The 19282-nt window shown below is 38.8% G+C and carries 18 protein-coding genes and 1 pseudogene; 13 read left to right on the forward strand and 6 right to left on the reverse strand.

What is annotated here, in order from left to right; all coding sequences use genetic code 11:
• Positions 1 to 192 precede the first annotated feature (192 nt).
• On the forward strand, positions 193 to 693 hold the full coding sequence (locus BANVL01_RS25360; protein WP_066148162.1) for a hypothetical protein: 501 nt from the start codon (positions 193 to 195) through the stop codon (positions 691 to 693).
• Positions 694 to 697: 4 nt separating this feature from the next.
• On the opposite strand, the gene BANVL01_RS25365 is transcribed toward BANVL01_RS25360, so the two are convergent.
• The 3 genes from BANVL01_RS25365 to BANVL01_RS25375 form a co-directional block, all read right to left on the reverse strand.
• Positions 698 to 1081 (reverse strand): hypothetical protein, encoded by a 384-nt coding sequence (locus BANVL01_RS25365; protein WP_066082840.1) that lies wholly within the window; start codon positions 1079 to 1081, stop codon positions 698 to 700.
• 250 nt (positions 1082 to 1331) lie between these two features.
• On the reverse strand, positions 1332 to 2324 hold the full coding sequence (locus tag BANVL01_RS25370; RefSeq protein WP_066082842.1) for a metal-dependent hydrolase: 993 nt from the start codon (positions 2322 to 2324) through the stop codon (positions 1332 to 1334).
• Positions 2325 to 2374: 50 nt separating this feature from the next.
• Positions 2375 to 3523, reverse strand: coding sequence for a glycosyltransferase family 4 protein (locus tag BANVL01_RS25375; RefSeq protein ID WP_066082844.1), 1149 nt, complete (start codon positions 3521 to 3523; stop codon positions 2375 to 2377).
• Between the two features lie 463 nt (positions 3524 to 3986).
• On the opposite strand from BANVL01_RS25375, the gene BANVL01_RS25380 reads away from it, so the two are divergent.
• The gene (locus BANVL01_RS25380) at positions 3987 to 5993 is read left to right on the forward strand and encodes a catalase (protein WP_066082846.1); all 2007 of its coding nucleotides are present in this window, start codon (positions 3987 to 3989) and stop codon (positions 5991 to 5993) included.
• A gap of 163 nt (positions 5994 to 6156) precedes the next feature.
• On the opposite strand, the gene BANVL01_RS25385 is transcribed toward BANVL01_RS25380, so the two are convergent.
• Together BANVL01_RS25385 and BANVL01_RS25390 are read right to left on the reverse strand one after the other, a co-directional pair.
• Positions 6157 to 6603 (reverse strand): hypothetical protein, encoded by a 447-nt coding sequence (locus BANVL01_RS25385; protein WP_066082848.1) that lies wholly within the window; start codon positions 6601 to 6603, stop codon positions 6157 to 6159.
• Positions 6604 to 6659: 56 nt separating this feature from the next.
• Positions 6660 to 7700: pseudogene (locus BANVL01_RS25390) on the reverse strand (DUF3231 family protein).
• A 272-nt stretch (positions 7701 to 7972) separates the two neighbouring features.
• Here BANVL01_RS25390 and BANVL01_RS25395 point away from each other — a divergent pair.
• From BANVL01_RS25395 to BANVL01_RS25405, 3 genes are all read left to right on the forward strand, one after another.
• Entirely contained in the window at positions 7973 to 8665 is a 693-nt protein-coding gene (locus BANVL01_RS25395) for a GntR family transcriptional regulator (protein ID WP_066082850.1), read from the forward strand.
• Positions 8666 to 8837: 172 nt separating this feature from the next.
• Positions 8838 to 9863, forward strand: a complete 1026-nt coding sequence (locus BANVL01_RS25400; RefSeq protein WP_235845761.1) for a zinc-dependent alcohol dehydrogenase — start codon at positions 8838 to 8840, stop codon at positions 9861 to 9863.
• A 13-nt stretch (positions 9864 to 9876) separates the two neighbouring features.
• The gene (locus BANVL01_RS25405; protein ID WP_066082851.1) at positions 9877 to 10626 is read left to right on the forward strand and encodes an SDR family oxidoreductase; all 750 of its coding nucleotides are present in this window, start codon (positions 9877 to 9879) and stop codon (positions 10624 to 10626) included.
• A 195-nt stretch (positions 10627 to 10821) separates the two neighbouring features.
• Here BANVL01_RS25405 and BANVL01_RS28020 read toward each other — a convergent pair whose 3' ends face one another.
• Complete coding sequence (locus tag BANVL01_RS28020; RefSeq protein WP_066082855.1) at positions 10822 to 11121, reverse strand: hypothetical protein; 300 nt, start codon at positions 11119 to 11121, stop codon at positions 10822 to 10824.
• A 321-nt stretch (positions 11122 to 11442) separates the two neighbouring features.
• Here BANVL01_RS28020 and nadB point away from each other — a divergent pair, with 321 nt between their 5' ends.
• The 8 genes from nadB (at position 11443) to BANVL01_RS25450 (ending at position 19167) form a co-directional block, all read left to right on the forward strand.
• The gene (gene nadB / locus BANVL01_RS25415; protein WP_066082857.1) at positions 11443 to 13023 is read left to right on the forward strand and encodes an L-aspartate oxidase; all 1581 of its coding nucleotides are present in this window, start codon (positions 11443 to 11445) and stop codon (positions 13021 to 13023) included.
• Positions 12992 to 13837: a carboxylating nicotinate-nucleotide diphosphorylase gene (nadC, locus tag BANVL01_RS25420; protein ID WP_066082859.1), complete on the forward strand. Its 846-nt coding sequence runs from the start codon at positions 12992 to 12994 to the stop codon at positions 13835 to 13837. The genes nadB and nadC overlap by 32 nt, the downstream gene beginning before the upstream one ends.
• A 1-nt stretch (position 13838) precedes the next feature.
• A complete protein-coding gene (nadA, locus tag BANVL01_RS25425; RefSeq protein WP_066082861.1) occupies positions 13839 to 14798 on the forward strand; it encodes a quinolinate synthase NadA in 960 nt (319 codons plus the stop codon).
• A gap of 157 nt (positions 14799 to 14955) precedes the next feature.
• On the forward strand, positions 14956 to 15417 hold the full coding sequence (locus tag BANVL01_RS25430; protein WP_066082864.1) for an FMN-binding protein: 462 nt from the start codon (positions 14956 to 14958) through the stop codon (positions 15415 to 15417).
• Between the two features lie 20 nt (positions 15418 to 15437).
• On the forward strand, positions 15438 to 16319 hold the full coding sequence (locus BANVL01_RS25435; RefSeq protein WP_066082865.1) for an FAD:protein FMN transferase: 882 nt from the start codon (positions 15438 to 15440) through the stop codon (positions 16317 to 16319).
• Positions 16320 to 17147, forward strand: a complete 828-nt coding sequence (locus tag BANVL01_RS25440) for an RnfABCDGE type electron transport complex subunit D (protein WP_066082868.1) — start codon at positions 16320 to 16322, stop codon at positions 17145 to 17147.
• Between the two features lie 89 nt (positions 17148 to 17236).
• Entirely contained in the window at positions 17237 to 17908 is a 672-nt protein-coding gene (locus BANVL01_RS25445; protein WP_066082872.1) for a response regulator transcription factor, read from the forward strand.
• An 8-nt stretch (positions 17909 to 17916) separates the two neighbouring features.
• Complete coding sequence (locus BANVL01_RS25450; protein WP_066082874.1) at positions 17917 to 19167, forward strand: sensor histidine kinase; 1251 nt, start codon at positions 17917 to 17919, stop codon at positions 19165 to 19167.
• Positions 19168 to 19282 lie beyond the last annotated feature (115 nt).

Here is a 19282-nt window from a genome sequence, read left to right on the forward strand (position 1 = left end):
GCCGCTGACCAGGGCGCTTGCGCTTTTCTTTGTAGCTTATTCAATGATTTGGGCGTTTGACACCTTTGTTTGCTATTTCTTAGGCAATCGTCACCATCCTAAATCCAAACACATAAGGTACATTAAATAGAAGGAAAGGTGTATAGGAGCGATCCATGAACAAGATTTTAACGGAAACGTGGTGATCAGGATATGAAAAATTCGTCACAATTTAATTTTATCGGAGATATCAATGTCCAAACTATGCAAAGACAATCTGGTATTTTTATAGGGGAAGAAAATAATGCCATCGGCTGGAGTACCCATGGTAAAGAAAATAATGTGATTGGGGGGATTAGTGGTCAGTCTAATCTTCTTTTTCAAAATATCTCTATTCTAAATGATCCTGATTTTATCGATACTCCCATTGATGACCGTGATATTAATATTTCATTTGCGAATCCGAGTAAGGAAGATGCTTCGAGCATCACGCTTGGATCAGTAAATGTCAATACGATGGAGCAAAATAGCTCTGTATTCCTTGGTAATTCTCATGTGACGGGGATGGACGCCAATGAAAAAGTGAATTATTCACAAGGTGCTGTATTTGGAAATCAAAATCAATTGTTGAATAATTTAAATACAAACAATGATCAAGATTTTATAGATGGCATAATGGAAGATCAAGATATCAAGATTGCTAATTTAAAGTGAAAATTCAATGATTACTGAAACGATAACCTTTTGCTGTTTTGGTTATTTTTTTTTGACTTGGTGCGTTAGTCTCTGACATTGTTTCTTGTTTCGCCTTCTCTTTATCCATTTTTAAAATGTAAGGGTGGGAAAGGTCTTCCGCGCTTCCAATATTATTTCCAATAATAAGTTTTCCGCTCAACTCGTCAATTTCTAGATTGTCTAGTCGGAAAATAATGTTTTCTAAATAATCAATTTGAACATGATCAAATTGAATGTTTTTTCCAACCTCCTCCTTTTGCTTTTGCTCAAGCAGTTCAATAATTCGATCTAATTTATTGAGAAGAAGAGAGTCTATTTTATTTTCCTTTTCGACCTGTTTCTTTTTAAAAGAAAAAAATTTAAACATAAACTCCCTCCAAACGGTTAAATGGGGGAACTTAAAATCAATAGGAGTCCGTCCATTTTCCGCTTTTTGCATGATTATGTATTGGCTGCATTTTTGTATCGCTTAAGACACCTTTTTTTAATTTATGCGGTGGATAGTAGACATATTCCGGTGCCTGACCCCCGATGCGTTTGGGACAAGGGTTCCTTGTCCCATGGTTTTAGAATATAAGTGAATCATGCACTGTCCATGGTCATCCTTTACCTGCATTTTATTTGATAGATGAAGAGGGATTGGTTAAGTTTCGTATTACTTTTTTGTATTGTTTTAAAGAGACTACTTTACCTATATAGCTATTCTTGCGTTTTAAATCAGAGGAAATAAATTGGATGGCAAGGTAAGGGAAAAACTTTTTTGTACGAAAACGGAGATCCTTCCAATAAACCAAAAAGCCGTTCTTTCTTACATATACAAATGGATAAGCATATGTTGTACAAGCTAGAAAATCTGAAATAGACTGGTCCTTTCGACTGTCTGAAACTAACACGGGATATTCAATTATTTTGGAAAAAGTGTGTTCAATAGATAGACTTTGTTCTGAATAGGCACCTAATAAGAAATCTTCATCCGTTTCAATGATGACATCCCATTTAAATAAAGTGATACGGGGAATTAGCTTGATCCGGACTGCGTTTACAAAGTGGTTGTTTAAGTGCCGTTTCACCGCTGCCGTTGAAGAAATCCGAATCCCCAAGTATAAAAAAATAAATAGATAAATGGCCAAAAAGGTTAGGCCAGATTGATAGAAGGGGAGTAATCCGAACCCTAGAAAATGAAGGGCTAGAATGTAAGGGTCGATTAAAGGAACAGCATCAAAGGCAATCCATTTTCGTGAAAAAGGCAGCAGGATTTGTGTTCCGTGGACATTGAATAAATCAAATAGAACATGCAGAATGACAGCTAAAAACGACCATAAAAATAGATGAAGAAAATTTGTCCCTAGGAAAAAAGGGTACACGAAACCTGAAACCAGGATTGCCCATAAAGGAAGTGTGGGAAGGGAATGCGACAGTCCCCTGTGATGGCGGAAATAACTTCCTTTACCTTGTAATCGATAGATAAAGTCAAAATCAGGAGCATTAGAACCAATGAGAGTACCTATCATAACTGCCTGTGATAGAGCCAGTTGATCAGAAACAACAGGATCAATTTGAGCAAGAGCTCCAATACCTAAACCGATAACGATATGCGAAGCAGTATCCACATAACCACCCCTTACTCTTATTCATTAATAGGTAAAAACCTCATAAGCAATCAGGCAAATTTTTGTATGCTAGGATCCTCGAAAGCAGATTGATAATGCCAAAGTAAATGGTCAAAAATCGTATCCCAGTTTTGTGTTAAAGCATAATCTCTCCCTTCCCGTCCCAATTGGATTAGCAGGCTGTCATTTTCTAAAAGCTTAAGGATGGCATCTGCAAACTCTGCTGCATTGCCTGTTTCACACAAATAACCTGTAACCCCAGGCTGAATAATATTTTTTACGCCGCCCGAATTAGCTGTAATGGCGGGAGTACCGCTTGCCAAAGCTTCAATCACCACATTTCCAAAGGTTTCAGTAGGAGAAGGAAATACAAATAAGTCAGATGCGGAGTAAATTTCAGCTAACTCTATTCCTGTTAAGTATCCTGTAAAAATCATATTTGCGGGAGAATTTGCCTCCAGTTCTTCCCTTAACGGACCGTCACCAACTACTAACCATTGAACTTGCTCATTGACCTCAGCTGGGAGTTCCTTTGCCACATCCAGTAGTGTCTTGACATCCTTTTCAGGCGCCAGCCTACCCACAAAGGTTAGAAGGTACTTTTTGGTGATTCCGCGTTGCTCGCGTATTGATTGTTTATCGTAATAAGGATGGAAATGCTGACAGTCTACTCCATGCGGCCAAATTTCTAAATTAGTAAACCCTCGGCGATGAAGCTGAGTATAGGTTTCCTGTGATGGGACGAATAATTTTTTAAACGGCTTATGAAACCATTTCATGTATTTCCAAAGGACTTTTGAAAGAAATTGAAGGTTATAAAATTTCAAGTAATAATTAAAATCAGTGTGATAGGAGCCGACTAGCGGGATCGATAATTTTTTGGCAAGATAGATACCGCAAAGTCCCATGTTAAATGGTGTAGCGACATGGATGATATCGGGAGAAAAGGCTTCTAATTCAGCCTTAATCCGAAACAGGTTGGGAAAAGCCAGACGGCACTCGGGATAGAAGAAAAGGGACCGGCTTTTAAAGCGGCTAATGTGGGACGAAATGTATTCATTTGAATGAGAATTCGAATCAGGTGCAAAGACTTTAAAGGTGATGTTTTGTTTCTCAAAATAATTGGTAAAGTGCTTAAGGGTTCTCGCCACGCCATTGATATCTGGATGAAATGTATCTGTGAAAATAGCAATTTTCATAACATTCTCCTCCTCAACAGATTAATACTGCCGCAAGAATTGTACACTGATTCCTCAATGCTTTCCTCATATAAATTCTCCTAATGTAAGTTCCTCTTTATTGTATTAGATAACTGGGGCGTATCTTCTTAAGAAACTGTTAAACAATTGTAAAATTTATGTATATTCAATCCACTTTTATGTTGTTTCCGAAATCATGATTCAAACAGCAAAGAATCGATTTTTCTTCCTGATTCATTGGGACAAGGGGTCGGGTTCCTTGTCCCCTGGTTTTAGATTAAGTGAAAATTGGTTCTGTATTTTTGATGTAGGGTTTATTGAAGAGAATAAATTGAGCTTTCATCCAAGCATAGAAATTAAAAGGTTTTATTGTTGGTAAATAGGGTATCGAGAAGAGTGGGTAATTAAATTTACCTGCTTTTTCAATTTAAGAGGTACATATTTTCGTTGGGAGGTTCATTTTATGGAAAATAAGAAGGCAGAACAATTAAAGAAATTTACCATTGATAACGAAGAGCAAGCAGGCTTAACGACTAACCAAGGATTAAGAATGGCGGAGGATGAATTTTCTTTAAAAGCTGGTTTAAGAGGCCCTACCTTGATGGAGGATTTTCATTTTCGAGAAAAAATGACGCATTTTGACCATGAACGAATCCCAGAACGTGTTGTTCATGCACGCGGAGTGGGGGCACATGGCATCTTTCAGCTCTATGAATCTTTATCCGAATATACGAAAGCTGATTTTCTTAATGACACCTCTAAAACAACCCCGGTATTTGCTCGCATTTCCACCGTACAGGGCTCAAGAGGATCAAGCGATACAGTCCGAGACGTCCGTGGATTTGCGACCAAATTCTATACGGATGAAGGCAACTTTGATTTAGTCGGTAATAATATGCCTGTTTTCTTTATCCAAGATGCGATTAAATTCCCAGACCTTGTCCACGCCCTAAAACCTGAGCCACACAATGAAATTCCCCAAGGTGCCAGCGCCCACGATACGTTTTGGGATTTCATTGGTCAAAATCCCGAATCAGCCCATATGATTCTGTGGTTAATGAGCGACCGCGCCATCCCAAGGAGCTTACGTATGATGGAAGGCTTTGGTGTCCATACCTTCCGACTTATCAACGCTGATGGTAAAGCACATTTTGTGAAGTTTCACTGGAAACCGCTGCTCGGCATCCATTCTCAAGTCTGGGATGAGGCACAAAGGGCTGCCGGTAAAAATCCTGACTTTCACCGTCAAGACTTATATGAAGCAATTGAAAAAGGTGATTTTCCTGAATGGGAGCTAGGTATACAAGTGATTGCTGAAGAGGATGAATTCAGCTTTGATTTTGATATTTTAGATCCGACAAAATTATGGCCCGAAGAAGAAATCCCTGTAAAAATCGTTGGTAAAATGACATTAAACCGTAATGTCAACAACTTCTTTGCAGAAAGAGAACAAGTCGCTTTTCATCCCGGCCATGTCGTGCCGGGCATCGATTTTTCCAATGATCCTCTGTTACAAGGACGTTTATTTTCTTATACGGATACGCAGCTTTCCCGTCTCGGGGGGCCCAACTTCCATCAAATTCCGATTAATCAACCAGTGTGCCCTTTCCATAACAATCAACGGGATGGAATGCACCAAATGACGATTCATCATGGTCAAACAAGCTACCATCGGAACGGTTTAAACGCCAATCAACCTGAACCTGTGCCAGTCGAACTGGGTGGTTATGATCATTATCAAGAAAAAATCGACGGGCGAAAAATTAGGGGCCGCAGTGATAGTTTCCTAGACTTTTACTCGCAAGCAAAGTTATTTTATAACAGTCTCGCTCCCTTTGAACAAAAACATTTAATAGCTGCTTGTAGCTTTGAACTTGGCAAATGTAAATCAGACTTGGTAAAAAATAATGCTGTGGCCTTGTTCAATCATATCGATCGACAACTGGCACAAGAAGTTGCCGATAACATTGGCGCTGAACTTCCTGAAGAAAATCTTGAAGTTAAATCCGATAAAAAATCGCCTGCCCTTAGCATGGCAAACACGGTTAGCAAGTCTGATACAAAATCTGTGGCAATTGTGTTAAATGGGGAACCTGATGATGAAAAATTAACAGAATGGGTTAAAACATTAGCACAGTATAATATAAATTATAGTATTGTAGCTAAAAAGATCAGTCCCATTAATGCTGTACTAAAAGTGACAGATACCTTTGATACAGCAGAATCAAGTCTTTTTGATGCAGCATTATTAATCAGCACGGAGCCTGAAATTGAAACACCTGTATTGGAATTCATTGAAACCACCTTCAAACATTTTAAACCATTGGCTTTAGCTATTAGTAATAGCCAAGCATTGGAGTGTAGTCGTGTCCATGTAAACACGGCCGGTGTGTACGATTTATCACAAGCGGACATTCACCAATTTGTTGAAGGGATTGGACAAGGCCGTTTTTGGGAACGGCAACTATGAAGATTTAATATAGATCGTAATCTTGCTATCTTGGATAGTAGCTACTAATAATGATAATTTTATATTTTTATACAAAAATAAGGGAAACACTCGCTTGATGTTTCCCTTACAATTTCCTTAATATAAATAAACTCAAATCACTAAAAGTAAAAAAAAATAACGATTAATTTTTTCTTAATACTTTTTTTAGCAGTGATCCTATAATAACCCCAGGAATCACGCATAACATTGGAAACCAAACTGTTCCCAGCAATACTCCAAATAACTTCACTCTCGCTGAATACATAAGTCCAACAGTTACAAGATAGGCGGAAAAAGCAAACGGCAAAAAAGAATATGGTTCCTTACCCCCACCAGCATCTTTATATGCGTCCCACATCGCAAAAAAGTAAACACATGGATAAAACATAAGCCATTGATATTCAGTATGGACAATAGCTTTCTCAATTTCTCCGTTAAAGCTAAGTAAGATTAATTCATTAAAATCGGATTGAACATTAATCGCAATTTCCAATGAAATTAATATGATCCCTTTAAAGTATTTTCCATTAAGTAATTGTCCAAATCCAGGAAGAGCAATACTCCATAACAATTTTTCTTTTGGATTCACATCTGTCTAACCTTTTTCTTTTGGAATTTTTTTGAACTAAATTGTTTTGCTGATGGTTACGTATCACTTACCAACTTATTTCTATCAACCGAATAAGGTGGTTGCTCCATCCAACCATTCTCAATCATAATCTTTGCTGCATCTTCAACAAATCTTGCGATGTTCATTAATGATTTTGTGGCCATGAGCCCTATATCATGTCTTCCATTTACTGCCGTAGAATTTCCAAATGCCCTAATCTTCATGGTGAACATGTCCATCTTATGAAACAACATTAATTTATCTGAAAATGGAGCAAATGTTGATTTTGTAACCAAATGGTCAAGAAAAGATGGTGTGGGCAAATCTTCATCATGGAGTTTTCCCATAAATATTTCAACGTGTTTATGAGTGAAATCTTTCCCTCGTATAAACAAATCTCGAATCTTTTCTGATTTTACCACTTGGCTAAACGCCATAACGAGTGCTTTACTTGTTGCATTATTTTCGATATTGTCATAAAGATGAGTAATTTCTAATGCGTGTAATGGTCGTACATTTCACAAAAAGCCGTTTAAAAAATCTTTTTGCACAAATTCCACCCTATCGGGGACTGGAATAATAGGTGGTTTGATAATCAATCCTTTACTCATTAAAATATCTTTTATTTGTTTCATTAAAGCCATGGTGGACTCCATACAATTAATAAAAAACTCTTCTACATCCTTTCTATAAACAAGCGGTACTGCTATGTTATAAATGCTCATCCCTGCTTTGGCTACATATTTTAAGTAATGTACGTAGTATTCATCTTGAAACAAACGAGGAGCACTAGCGTTAAGGTCTTCCTCTTCTGAAAAACCTTTGGGAATAGGAAAATTTTCTTTCTTGAAAATCCCCTCCGTTGTTTTTAGGAACTCCGTACTTAATTTTAATGCATTTTCTAACAAGGTTTTAATATCAGGGTCTTCAACATGTTGAAGATAATACTTTAAAATACATTTTGACATGCTATTTCCCATATAAGTGGCCCACAGTTTTCCCATTTCGGCTGCTGTGAGTTCTTCACTTAGGTCCGATTTTGGTGTACTTATATTAATTGGTTTAAGCGATTCCATAGTAAAATCTCCCTTTTATTGTTTTGCTTAGTATTTTCCTCCATTCAAAATCATATTCAGCACACGCTTTTATCGTACAATCTTTCTAAAACAAGACACCAATTTTTACAGCGCTTACAATGTTACTATTTACAAAGTTAAAATGATTCAGTAAAATGAGGATAATGTTGTATACAAGTACACAATAAAAAAGATTCAACTGGTAAAGTTAGGTTAAGGTATTCTTTAAAACTGATAATTTTATGGAAATCTAATAGGGGAGCTGAGTAGCTATGCAGTATCCTGCCTCGTGGTTACAAGGGGCTTCACTTGGAGAGAAAATTGCTTGTGAGTTACGTCTGAAAATTGTAAGTGGAACTATTAAACCTAACACTATATTATCCGAAAACCAGATTGCAGATGAATTTGGTACTAGTAGATCTCCGGTTAGAGAAGCTTTAAAAACACTTTTTACTGAAGGTTTAATCCGCTTGGAACGTATGGGAGCAGTAGTACTGGGGTTGACTTCAAAGGATATTGAGGAAATATATGACGTTCGTTTTTTTATTGAAACGTTTATTTTGGAACGACTTTCGAAAGTTCAACATGAAAATTTAGTCACTGCACTAAATCAAATCATTGATAAGATGGAAATGGCAGCTAAGCACCACGATTTTATCGAGTTCGCTTATCAAGATCTACATTTCCATGAAATTATGATTTTAGAAGGTGATCATACCAGAATTCTGCATTTGTGGAATAATATTCGTCACATTGTACTAGCAGCGCTGTTAGTGGCAACAGAAAAAAGGTTCACAGCAGAAACACATGAAATAAAACCTCTAATAGATAAACACCGATTGATTGTAAGCGCTTTAGTTTTAAATGATAGCAGCTATATGAAACAGGTAATCCAAAAGCATTTTGAAGATACTCGACATACGGTAAATAACACTGTGCTTACTCATAAAGTACATGAAAAATAGGGAGAATCAAGAGGGAGTCTTCATACTAATTGGATATGAAATATGTATTCAAACACATCTTGTCGACAAGTACACAACAATCGAATAGTGAAATTGTCGACAAGTATACCAGGTTAATGATTAGTTATTTTATACTTTTCATAAATAAATCAATTTTTAGGAGGAAAAAGAAATGACTGTTATGAAAGCCGGATTGTATCTATCTGAAAAAAATGTGGCATTAGGGACTTTAGAAAAACCAACATTGAAACAGGGAGAGGCATTAATAAAGGTATCCTCCGCGGGTATTTGCGGCACTGATATGATGATTTATTTTGGAAAGCATCCTAGAGCCAAAGCACCTCTGGCAATGGGCCATGAATTCAGTGGAGTTATTGAAGAAATCAATGGTGATTCCACTTTTAGTGTAGGAGATAGAATTGTTGTGGAACCAACGATTAGCTGCGGTAAGTGTGATGCTTGTCTATCAGGAAATTCCCATGTTTGTAAAACGCTTGGATTGATCGGGATTGATTCACACGGCGGCTTTGCGGAATATGTAGCTGTTCCATTACATCGGCTGCATGAGGTGCCGAATACGTTATCCGATGCCCATGCCGCACTTGCAGAACCCGTGGCTGTAGGGATACACACTGTACGGCGCTCGAATGTTAAAGTAGGAGATACAGTATTGGTACTAGGAGCGGGTCCCATTGGTTTATTAATTGCTCTAACAGCAAAATTAGCAGGAGCAGAAAAAATATTTATTTCCGACATTAGTCCGTATCGTTTAGGTAAGGCGGAAGAACTTGGCTTTATTGTTTTGGATAGCAAAAAAGTAGATGTAGTAGAAGAAGTGAAGGCTGCAACAAATGGAAATGGCGCAGATGTTGTTTTCGAAGTTGCAGGCAATAACATCACAGCGAATCAGATGATTCATGCTTGTCGAACACAGGGTCAAATCGTTGTTGTAAGCGTTTTTAAACAGCCCCCAACCATTGATCTTGCAGCGATGCATTTCCGAGAACTGTCACTAACGACGACTCGATGCTACAGTCATTCAGATTTTGCAACCGCTATCAGTATGATGGCAAATGGACAAATTGATGTCACGACATTAATTTCACATCAATTGCCGCTTAATGAAATCGAAAAAGGATTTCAGCTTATGACAAACCCGGAAGAGTCTTTAAAAATCTTAATTCAGCCAAGCATGTAAGGGGGAATAACAGATGTTTCGATTAGATGGGAAAGTAGCTGCTATTACAGGGGCTACAAGAGGAATTGGAAGACAAATGGCCATAGCACTAGCGGAAGCCGGGGCCAAGGTCGCCTTGCTTCAACGGAATGTAAATGACCACTCCGTACAAAAGGAAATTGAAGCACGGGGTCAAACCTGTATCATTGTTCCCTGCGACCTAGAGGATCAGTCCCAAGTAAAGGCAGCGATACCGACGGTTGTGAATGAGCTTGGGCAGATTGATATTCTCGTCAATAATGCGGGCATTCAACGTCGTTCACCATCCGTTTCATTCTCAGAAAGTGACTGGGATGATGTAATCAATGTGAATTTAAAATGTGTTTGGCTTTTATGTCAAGAAGCTGGGAAATTCATGGTTCCTCAAAGGAAAGGGAAAATCATTAACATGGCGTCTTTATTATCATTCCAAGGCGGCTTAACGGTACCAGCTTATGCTGCCGCGAAGGGCGGGGTAGCGCAATTGACGAAGGCGCTGTCAAATGAATGGGCAAAAGAAAATGTCAATGTAAATGCGATTGTTCCTGGATATATTGCAACAGATATGAATGAGGCACTGCTACAGGATGAAACGCGAAATCGTCAAATTCTCGAGCGGATACCAGCGGGCCGCTGGGGAACTCCAGAAGATTTTATGGGAACAGTTATCTTCTTGGCATCAGATGCATCGAATTATATTCATGGACACCTATTAGCTGTTGATGGCGGCTGGTTAGGCAGATAAGAGAAACGAAGCAAGTATGAAGACCTTGCAGTAGGCAAAATAGGTGCCTGTCCCTAACACACTAGGGGACAGGCACCTATTTTAATAAGGATTATTTCTCCATATAATTTAAAACTATCTTCAACAAAGCTGCACCGATAGTTGAACAAGAAAAAGAGCTACGACTCTTTGTTTAAGGTTTTTCCATGGTAAATTTTAATTCGCTATTAAATCCTTAAATTCGCTAATAAACATGGCAGATTCGCTAATAAACTCTCGAAATTCGCTAATAATAAATTGGGAGAGTATAATTGACTGCATTTCTTGCGAGAAAAACATGCATATCAACGGTTGGATATTACTGGGGAAAGCAGAAGCGGCTTTTTTTAGATTCTTTGCAACTAATTGAACATAGTTGCCAGGTAAATCAGAGATATTGGGGGAGGTTGGAATCTCCTCCATACTTCTTCCTGTCAAAACACTGATTAGTAAAGGACTAAAATTTAAACGCCCCATTTCTTTAATAACCCCTTCATTGGCAACCTTAGAATAATAAAACTTTGTATTATAAAATCCTCTATTTTTCTATTTCCTATATAGATCAAACAAATTGTAATGAAAAAATAATACCATATATATAACGCAAATAGAATCTTCCTCTTAATCTTTCATTTACTCAGGAAACGAGCGGCCGGTACATATGTCACCTGAAAAAGTAAAGCTACAAACATTCCTTTGCCTTTATCCATATTTTTTCTGTAAAAAAATCTTGTTTTTAGTTTAAATCTATGTAAATATATATGTCAAGACAGCTGTTAACCTTTGGGGGTATACACTATGAAAAAGAGTGACGTTCTAATTATTGGCAGTGGAGTTGCGGCCTTGCAGCTGTCCATTTTACTCAGTCATGATAAGAATGTGAGAATCCTCACAAAGTCACATATAAAGAATGCAAATTCTTATTTGGCGCAAGGTGGGATTGCTGCTGCCATCGGGATTCAAGACGACCCATCGAAGCATTTCGCTGATACGCTTGAGGCCGGAAGATTTCATAATAATGAGGATACCGTTCGTGAAATAGTGAACGAAGCTCCCAAACTGATTGGTGATCTTGATAAACAAGGTAATATTTTTGACAAAGATCAACTTGGAAATTTGCAGCTTGGATTGGAAGGGGCTCACAGTGAAAAAAGAATTGTTCATAGCGGCGGCGATGCAACAGGAAAAAATGTAATAGAATACTTGATTAGTAAACTTCCTGAAAGTAGTAAAGTCGAAGAGAATGTCTTTGTTTACGAATTAATCATGGACCATAAGCAAAAACGGTGTATTGGCGCCAAAGCGAAAACTGAAGATGGCACCATCCGTTATTTTTATGGAGATTATGTGATTCTTGCAACAGGCGGCTGCGGCCAATTATATCCCTATACCTCAAATGCCCCTACTGTAACGGGTGATGGGATTGCCATGGCCTATTTGGCAGGTGCTGAAATTGCCGATATGGAGTTTATTCAATTTCATCCAACAATTTTGTATATAAATGGGGAAACAAAGGGCTTAATTTCTGAAGCGGTTCGAGGGGAAGGGGCCACTTTAGTGACAGAAGATGGAACACCGATTATGGAAGGTGTACATCCTTTAAAGGACCTCGCCCCAAGGCACATCGTTTCTAAGACCATATTTGATTATATCGAAAAAGGTCATGAAGTATTTCTGGATATTAGAAGCATTAATGACTTTGAAAAAAGGTTTCCTTCCGTTACCGCGATTTGCCAGAATAATAGGGTGAATTTGTCAGAAGGGAGAATTCCGGTTGTTCCTGGCAGTCATTTTTTAATGGGCGGTATAAAAACGGATGTAATGGGGTGTACGTCCATAAATGGACTATTTGCGATTGGAGAGGCGGCATGTACAGGTCTTCATGGTGCGAATCGTCTGGCCAGCAATTCATTGTTAGAGGGGCTTTATCAAGGGAAAAAGCTTTCCCAATGGATTAATTCCCATTCGAAAAAAAATCTCATTCCTGATTTTCCAAGACCTGTTCCTTTCCTTCAAGAAAAAAGTGTTTTTCTTCCGGATGTCCAGGTTTTAAAGGAGCGGATGATGAAAAGGGTCGGGATTGTCCGTTCCAAAGAACTTTTGGAAGAACAACAAAATTGGCTCCAGCAGCTGCAGGTATGCGAGTTAACGGAATTTGACGCTTATTCAACTCAAGACCTTACCGCAATTTTTATGTACGTCAGTGCAACCCTGATTACGGAGTCTGCCTTAACCCGGACAGAAAGCCGCGGCGGCCATTTTAGATGTGATTTTCCAGATGAAGATGATGAAAACTGGTTGAAGAAAATAATCATTCAAAAACACAAAGGGGAAGTGGCAATCAATCATGAATACGTTGAAACTGCGCTCGCTAATTGAGCAATTTTTTATCGAGGACATTGGAGAACAGGATGTCACAACCGATACAATCTTTTCAAACCAGACCAAAGGGCAAATCGTCTTTATAGCAAAAGAAGATGGAGTTTTTTGCGGGGAAGAAATAATTAAAACGGGATTTCACTTGTTGAGTTCGCAAATAGACATCGATTTATTTGTCAAAGATGGCGACAGATTCGAAATAGGGCAGCGATTGGCAGTGGTGTCAGGGGAGGTTTCCGCCCTTTTAAAAGGAGAAAGGGTCATCCTTAATCTTGTTCAGCGCATGAGCGGAATTGCTAGCTTAACAAAAAAAGCGGTAGAGACGCTGAATAGCTCTTATACAAGGATTTGCGATACAAGAAAAACAACACCAGGACTTCGAATGCTCGAAAAATACGCTGTTCGATGTGGCGGCGGCTATAATCACCGTTATGGTCTTTATGATGGAGTCATGATAAAAGACAATCATATCTCTTTTGCTGGCTCTATTAAACATGCGGTCGGGTTAGTTCGTGAGAAAACGGGACATATGGTTAAAATCGAAGTGGAGACTGAGACAAAAGAACAAGTAATCGAAGCGGTGAAAGCGGGCGCGGATGTTATTATGTTTGATAACCGGACTCCAGATGAAATAAAGGAACTTATAAAATCGGTGCCTGACACCATTATCACGGAAGCATCAGGCGGAATCCAATTAACCAATTTGGCCGATTATCGCGATTCGGGCGTTCATTATATTTCGCTTGGATTTTTAACTCATTCATCCAAAGCGCTTGATATTAGCGTCAAGGTCTTACTTGGGGAGGAACAATAAAATGACAGTTACTGAAATGCAAAGCCGTATAATAGAGGAAATTCAAGAATGGAAGAAAAAGCGCAATGCCATTCTGCTCGCTCACAATTATCAACTTCCGGAAATTCAGGATATTGCAGACGTGCTGGGTGATTCCCTTGCACTTGCTCGTGCAGCGGTAAACACTACTAAAGATGTCATCGTATTCTGCGGTGTTCACTTTATGGCGGAAACGGCTGCAATGTTGAACCCAGAGAAAACTGTGCTCCTTCCAGACTTGGAAGCAGGCTGCTCCTTGGCTGATTCTATCACAGCAGACCAGCTTCGTGAATGGAAAGCTGAGCATCCCGGGGCAGTTGTCGTTGCGTATGTCAATACAACTGCTGAAGTAAAGGCGGAAAGCGATTATTGCTGCACCTCTTCGAATGCAGTGGATATTGTCCGTTCCATTCCTGAAGATAAAGAGATCCTTTTCTTACCGGATATGTTCCTAGGTTCTTTCGTGAAGAAGGAAACGGGTCGTGAAAACATGCATATTTGGATGGGGGAATGTCACGTTCACGCAGGGATTGCCCCGCATCAGGTAGAAGAAGTGCTTACTGAGCATCCCGAAGCCGAACTGCTTGTCCATCCGGAATGCGGCTGTTCTACTTCCAGCATGTATTTAATGTCTGAAGGCGTACTGCCGAAGGACAAAACTCATATTCTATCAACGGGCAACATGCTAAAACATTCTAAAGATTCACAGGCAGATGAATTCATCGTCGCAACAGAAGTAGGGATTATTCATCAAATGGAAAAACAAAATCCTACCAAACGATTCGTCGCAGCCAATCCAGAAGCCATTTGTCCATTTATGAAAATGATCACACTTGAAAAGGTTTTAGCTGCTTTAAAAGAAAACAAACATGTGATTACAGTTCCTGCCGATACAGCCAAGCGTGCAAAGCTTTCAATTGAACGAATGGTATCCATTGGTTAATTATATTGAATATTGGTGCCTGTCCCCAGATACAGTAATGCTTTAAAACACTGGGGGACAGGCACCTTTTTTCTATTTCTAAGAAATTTCTAATATTGCTAAGCTATACTGAACTTGGCTGATAGGAAAGTAAATCTTTCGTTAGGAGGATATTCATATGAAAAAAAATGATAAAAAGTGGGTAATCCTTTGTTCCACTGCCCTTGCAGCAGTTTACTCAGCGGGTTATTTTACTACGGAAACCCAGGCAAATTTAGGTCAACCGCTACCACAAATTGAAAGTAATTTTCAAACAAATAGCAGTCCTGTAAATGGTTCCAAAGAAAGCAGCAACATAACAAATAGCCGCTATAAAGATGGTACATATACAGGGTCGGGAATGAATAGACGAGGAAGCATTGAGGTACAAGTAACCATAAAGAAAGATGTCATTACGGATGTTGCAATTAGCCATTTTGCTATGCATTATTCGGACAGGGACGTAGTCGGGATGCCAGATGAAGTTTTGCAAAAGCAAAGCCCTCAAGTGGAGAATGTTTCAGGTGCAACTTATAGCACGGAAGCTTTCCAAAATGCAGTACAAGATGCCCTAGATCAAGCCCAAAACGCAGTGGGTTAACAGAAAGAGGGTGAAGAAAAATGAGGAAAATGAAACTGTATATGGATACTGTTGTAGATATACAAGTTGTTATGGCGAAATCAAAGGAAGAGACGGAAGAAAAAATAAATCGTGCGTTTCGTGCATTCCAAAAAGTAGAGCAAGCTTGCAGTCGTTTTTCTGCTACAAGTGAATTAATGCGGGCTTGCCAAATAATCGGAACACCGGTGGTAATTAGTCCTTTTCTATTTGAACCCCTTATGTTTGCTATCGAAATGGCAAAATTGACGGATGGATTATTCGATCCCACTGTGGGGAAAGTGATGGAGGAGCATGGATTTAATCGTCATTATTTAACGGGAGATACGATAGAAAGTCCTTCTGCTGATTCTGTTTCGTATCATGATATTGTCTTAGATAAAGGAACACATACCTTAACTTTAAAAAAACCTTTAGTGATTGATTTAGGGGCAGTAGCCAAAGGGTTCGCAATAGACTTAGCTGCAAATGAGTTGAAAGAATTTGCCGGGTTTGTGGTCAATGCTGGCGGGGATCTGTTTGCAAGCGGAGTGGATGAAAAGGGGAATCCGTGGAAAATCGGTATCCAGCATCCATGTCAAAAAGATGAAATAATGGATACCATTGAAATTTCTAATGAAGCAATCTGCACATCCGGAAGCTATGAGCGAAGGAGCCCGAACAATCCAGATTTGCACCACTTAATGGATCCAAACACAAAACGCTCACCCAATGAATTGATTAGTTGTAGCGTGATCGCCCCATTCGCGATGATGGCAGATGCTTTTTCCACTGCATCATTTCTTCTTGGGGCAAACAAAGGGAAAAGGTTAATTGAAGAACAGGATATGAAAGGACTCCTCATCAAATCCGAATTACAAATTGTTAGAGCTGGAGGAATATAAATGACTGCAAAAAAATGGATGAAAACACCCAAGGGATATGTCACCATTGCCATGATTGCTTTTCTAATTATCGCTTCCATAGGCTCAAAAAATATCATGGGCATTATTAATAGCATCATCGCTGTTGGAGTATCATTAACGGTAAATTACTTCTATTGCACGATAACGAATAAAAAGGGCAGTAGGGATGGTACCATTATTACCGGATTAATCATTTCTTTGATCTTAAGTTTTACTACATCTTGGCTCGTTGTAGCTGGGACGGCTGTTATAGCCATTTTGTTTAAGCATCTTTTGGTCTATAAGAAGAAGCCAATTTTCAATCCAGCAGCCTTTGGTTTATTACTATCGATTTTTATCTTTCAAACAGGGCAAAGTTGGTGGGGAGCTTTTGGCGATCTTCCTGCATGGACGATTATTTTTCTCTTGATTGGAGGATACATCGTAACAGACCGAGTGAATAAATTCCCTCAAGTTTTTTCATTTCTTGGAACCTTTTTTATCTTGCTGTTTCTTATGGGGTATTTCAATGTAGGAAATGCAGCTGATGCCCTACGGCCGCCATTTATCAATGCTGCACTATTTTTTGGCTTTTTTATGCTCACAGATCCGCCAACATCGCCAGCCAAAGTGAAGAATCAAGTTATTTTCGGTATTCTGTCTGCTGTATCAGGAATCATTGTTTATGGAATATTCGGTGGCCTCACCTATTTGTATATTGGCTTGTGTATCGGGAATCTTTATAGTTTTCTCCAAAAACGCTCACCTTCAAAGGTTTCTTCTCTAAGACAAAATGTAAAACCGACACATCGAGGACTTAGTAAATAAAATATGATTAGGTAGAACGTTATTAGCAGTTTATAATGGGTGGACAAACTATAAATGGTAAAAATGAATGAGGGAGTTGGCAGGCAACAATGCGCGTGTTGGTCGTAGAAGATGATTTACCTTTAAGAAGAATTATTGCAAAAATATTAGCGGAAGAACACTATCAAGTTGAGCAGGCTGAAAATGGCGAAGATGGTTATTTAATGGCCTCTACAAATGAGTACGATCTGATCACACTTGATATTATGCTGCCGAAAATGGATGGGTTTTCGTTAATTAGAAAATTACGGAGTGAAGGCCGTCAAACTCCAATATTGTTTCTCACTGCTAAGGATCGGATGGAGGATAAAGTAAAGGGGTTGGACTTCGGCGGAGATGACTATATTGTTAAACCCTTTGCGACACAAGAATTTTTAGCGAGAGTGAGATCCCTGCTTCGACGATCGGGTAAAATGGGGATGGAAGGAAAGATGACCTATGGCCCCATTCTCTTAGATACCAATCAGCATGAAGGATTCATAAACCATGATGTATTAAAATTGACCATTAAAGAATACGAATTACTCTATTATTTAATTCAAAATAAAGAACAAATTTTAACGAGAGATCAAATTTTTCAAAGAGTATGGGGCATCGAATCAGAAACGACTGATGCGATTGTTGATCTTTACATCCACTATTTACGAAAAAAATTAACGCCTTTTGACTATGACCGTCTTATTCGGACAGTCCGTGGCGTGGGATATATGTTGAAGGAGTAGTCAAAGCCATGTTTAAAAAGACTAAACACCGACTTGTCATCCTCAATGCTCTTGTATTTTTTATACTCCAGAATGCGTTTGGTGCAATGATTTATTTTTATACGCAATATAGTTTGTATCATCAAGCGGATCAAACGATTTTAGAAAAGAAAAATCACCTGCTCCATGAAAAGGAGAAACGAGAAACCCAATTAAACCCGGAACGAGAAGAGAATCGTCGACTTGTTTATTTGCTATGGGAGAACAAAAACAAGTTGTACAATGTAATTCCAAAAAATTCAATATCTCCTATCAATGCCAACCGTTTTTCTCCGTTGTTAAATAAGAATGGGCTTCAGTCCATTACCATTGGTCCTGAATCCTATCGTATTTTGAAAATAGCTGTTTCGCAGGGAAAAGAATATTCACCTGTACAGAATATCCAAATTGTATACAACTTAAAACGTGAAAAAGAAATGTTATCTCATTTACTTATTGTGATTGGCTTTGGCTCACTACTAAGTGTGTTTATCGCAATATTAGCAGGAATTTATCTTGCCAATAAAGCATTAATACCAATCAAGATGTCCTGGGAGAAGCAGCAGCAATTTGTGGCGGATGCCTCACATGAATTGCGCACACCACTCTCCGTTATGAAGTTAAATTTAGAGCATTTATTTCGTCATCCGGATAACAGTATTGAGCAGGAAAGTGAGACCATTCATCAGGCCATTCAAGAAATTAATTACGTGTCAAAAATGACTGCCGATTTATTGACATTAGCACGCTCTGATTCCAATCAGTTACAAATAATACAAGAATCCATTCAGTTAGATGACATCCTTCATCAAGTGGTTAAGGATTTTAAAACACTCGCAATTTCAAAAAGTATACATTTAACGGCTGACATTCACCCAATAAAGATGATTGGTGACAATGAGAGAATAAAGCAACTGTTTGTCATCGTAATAGACAATGCACTAAAGTATACACAGGAGAATGGATCCATTTCGGTAAAAGGTAGAGTTAAAAATTCTCGTGCAATCGTTGACATAATAGATACAGGGATTGGTATTCCAAAGACAGACCTTCCCTATATTTTTGATCGTTACTACCGTGGTGATAAATCAAGAAATCGCCATATAGAGGGGACTGGTTTGGGGCTTTCTATAGCTAGCTGGATTATTAAATCCCATTCGGGGGAAATTCAGATTCTGAGCAAAGAAGGGGAAGGGACCCATGTTATTGTTAGCCTCCCTCTAAAATATAAAAATAGTTAACTTTTGAAGGGGCACGGCACAACGCTGGCCTGGTATACATTGGAATATCAGTGCCTGACCCCCGATGCGGTAACGCTTTAACACTCTGGGGGTCAGGCACAACTATTCAACTACC

Origin of the sequence: Neobacillus novalis NBRC 102450 (assembly GCF_001591805.1) — a bacterium.
Taxonomy (GTDB): Bacteria; Bacillota; Bacilli; order Bacillales; family Cytobacillaceae; genus Neobacillus; species Neobacillus novalis.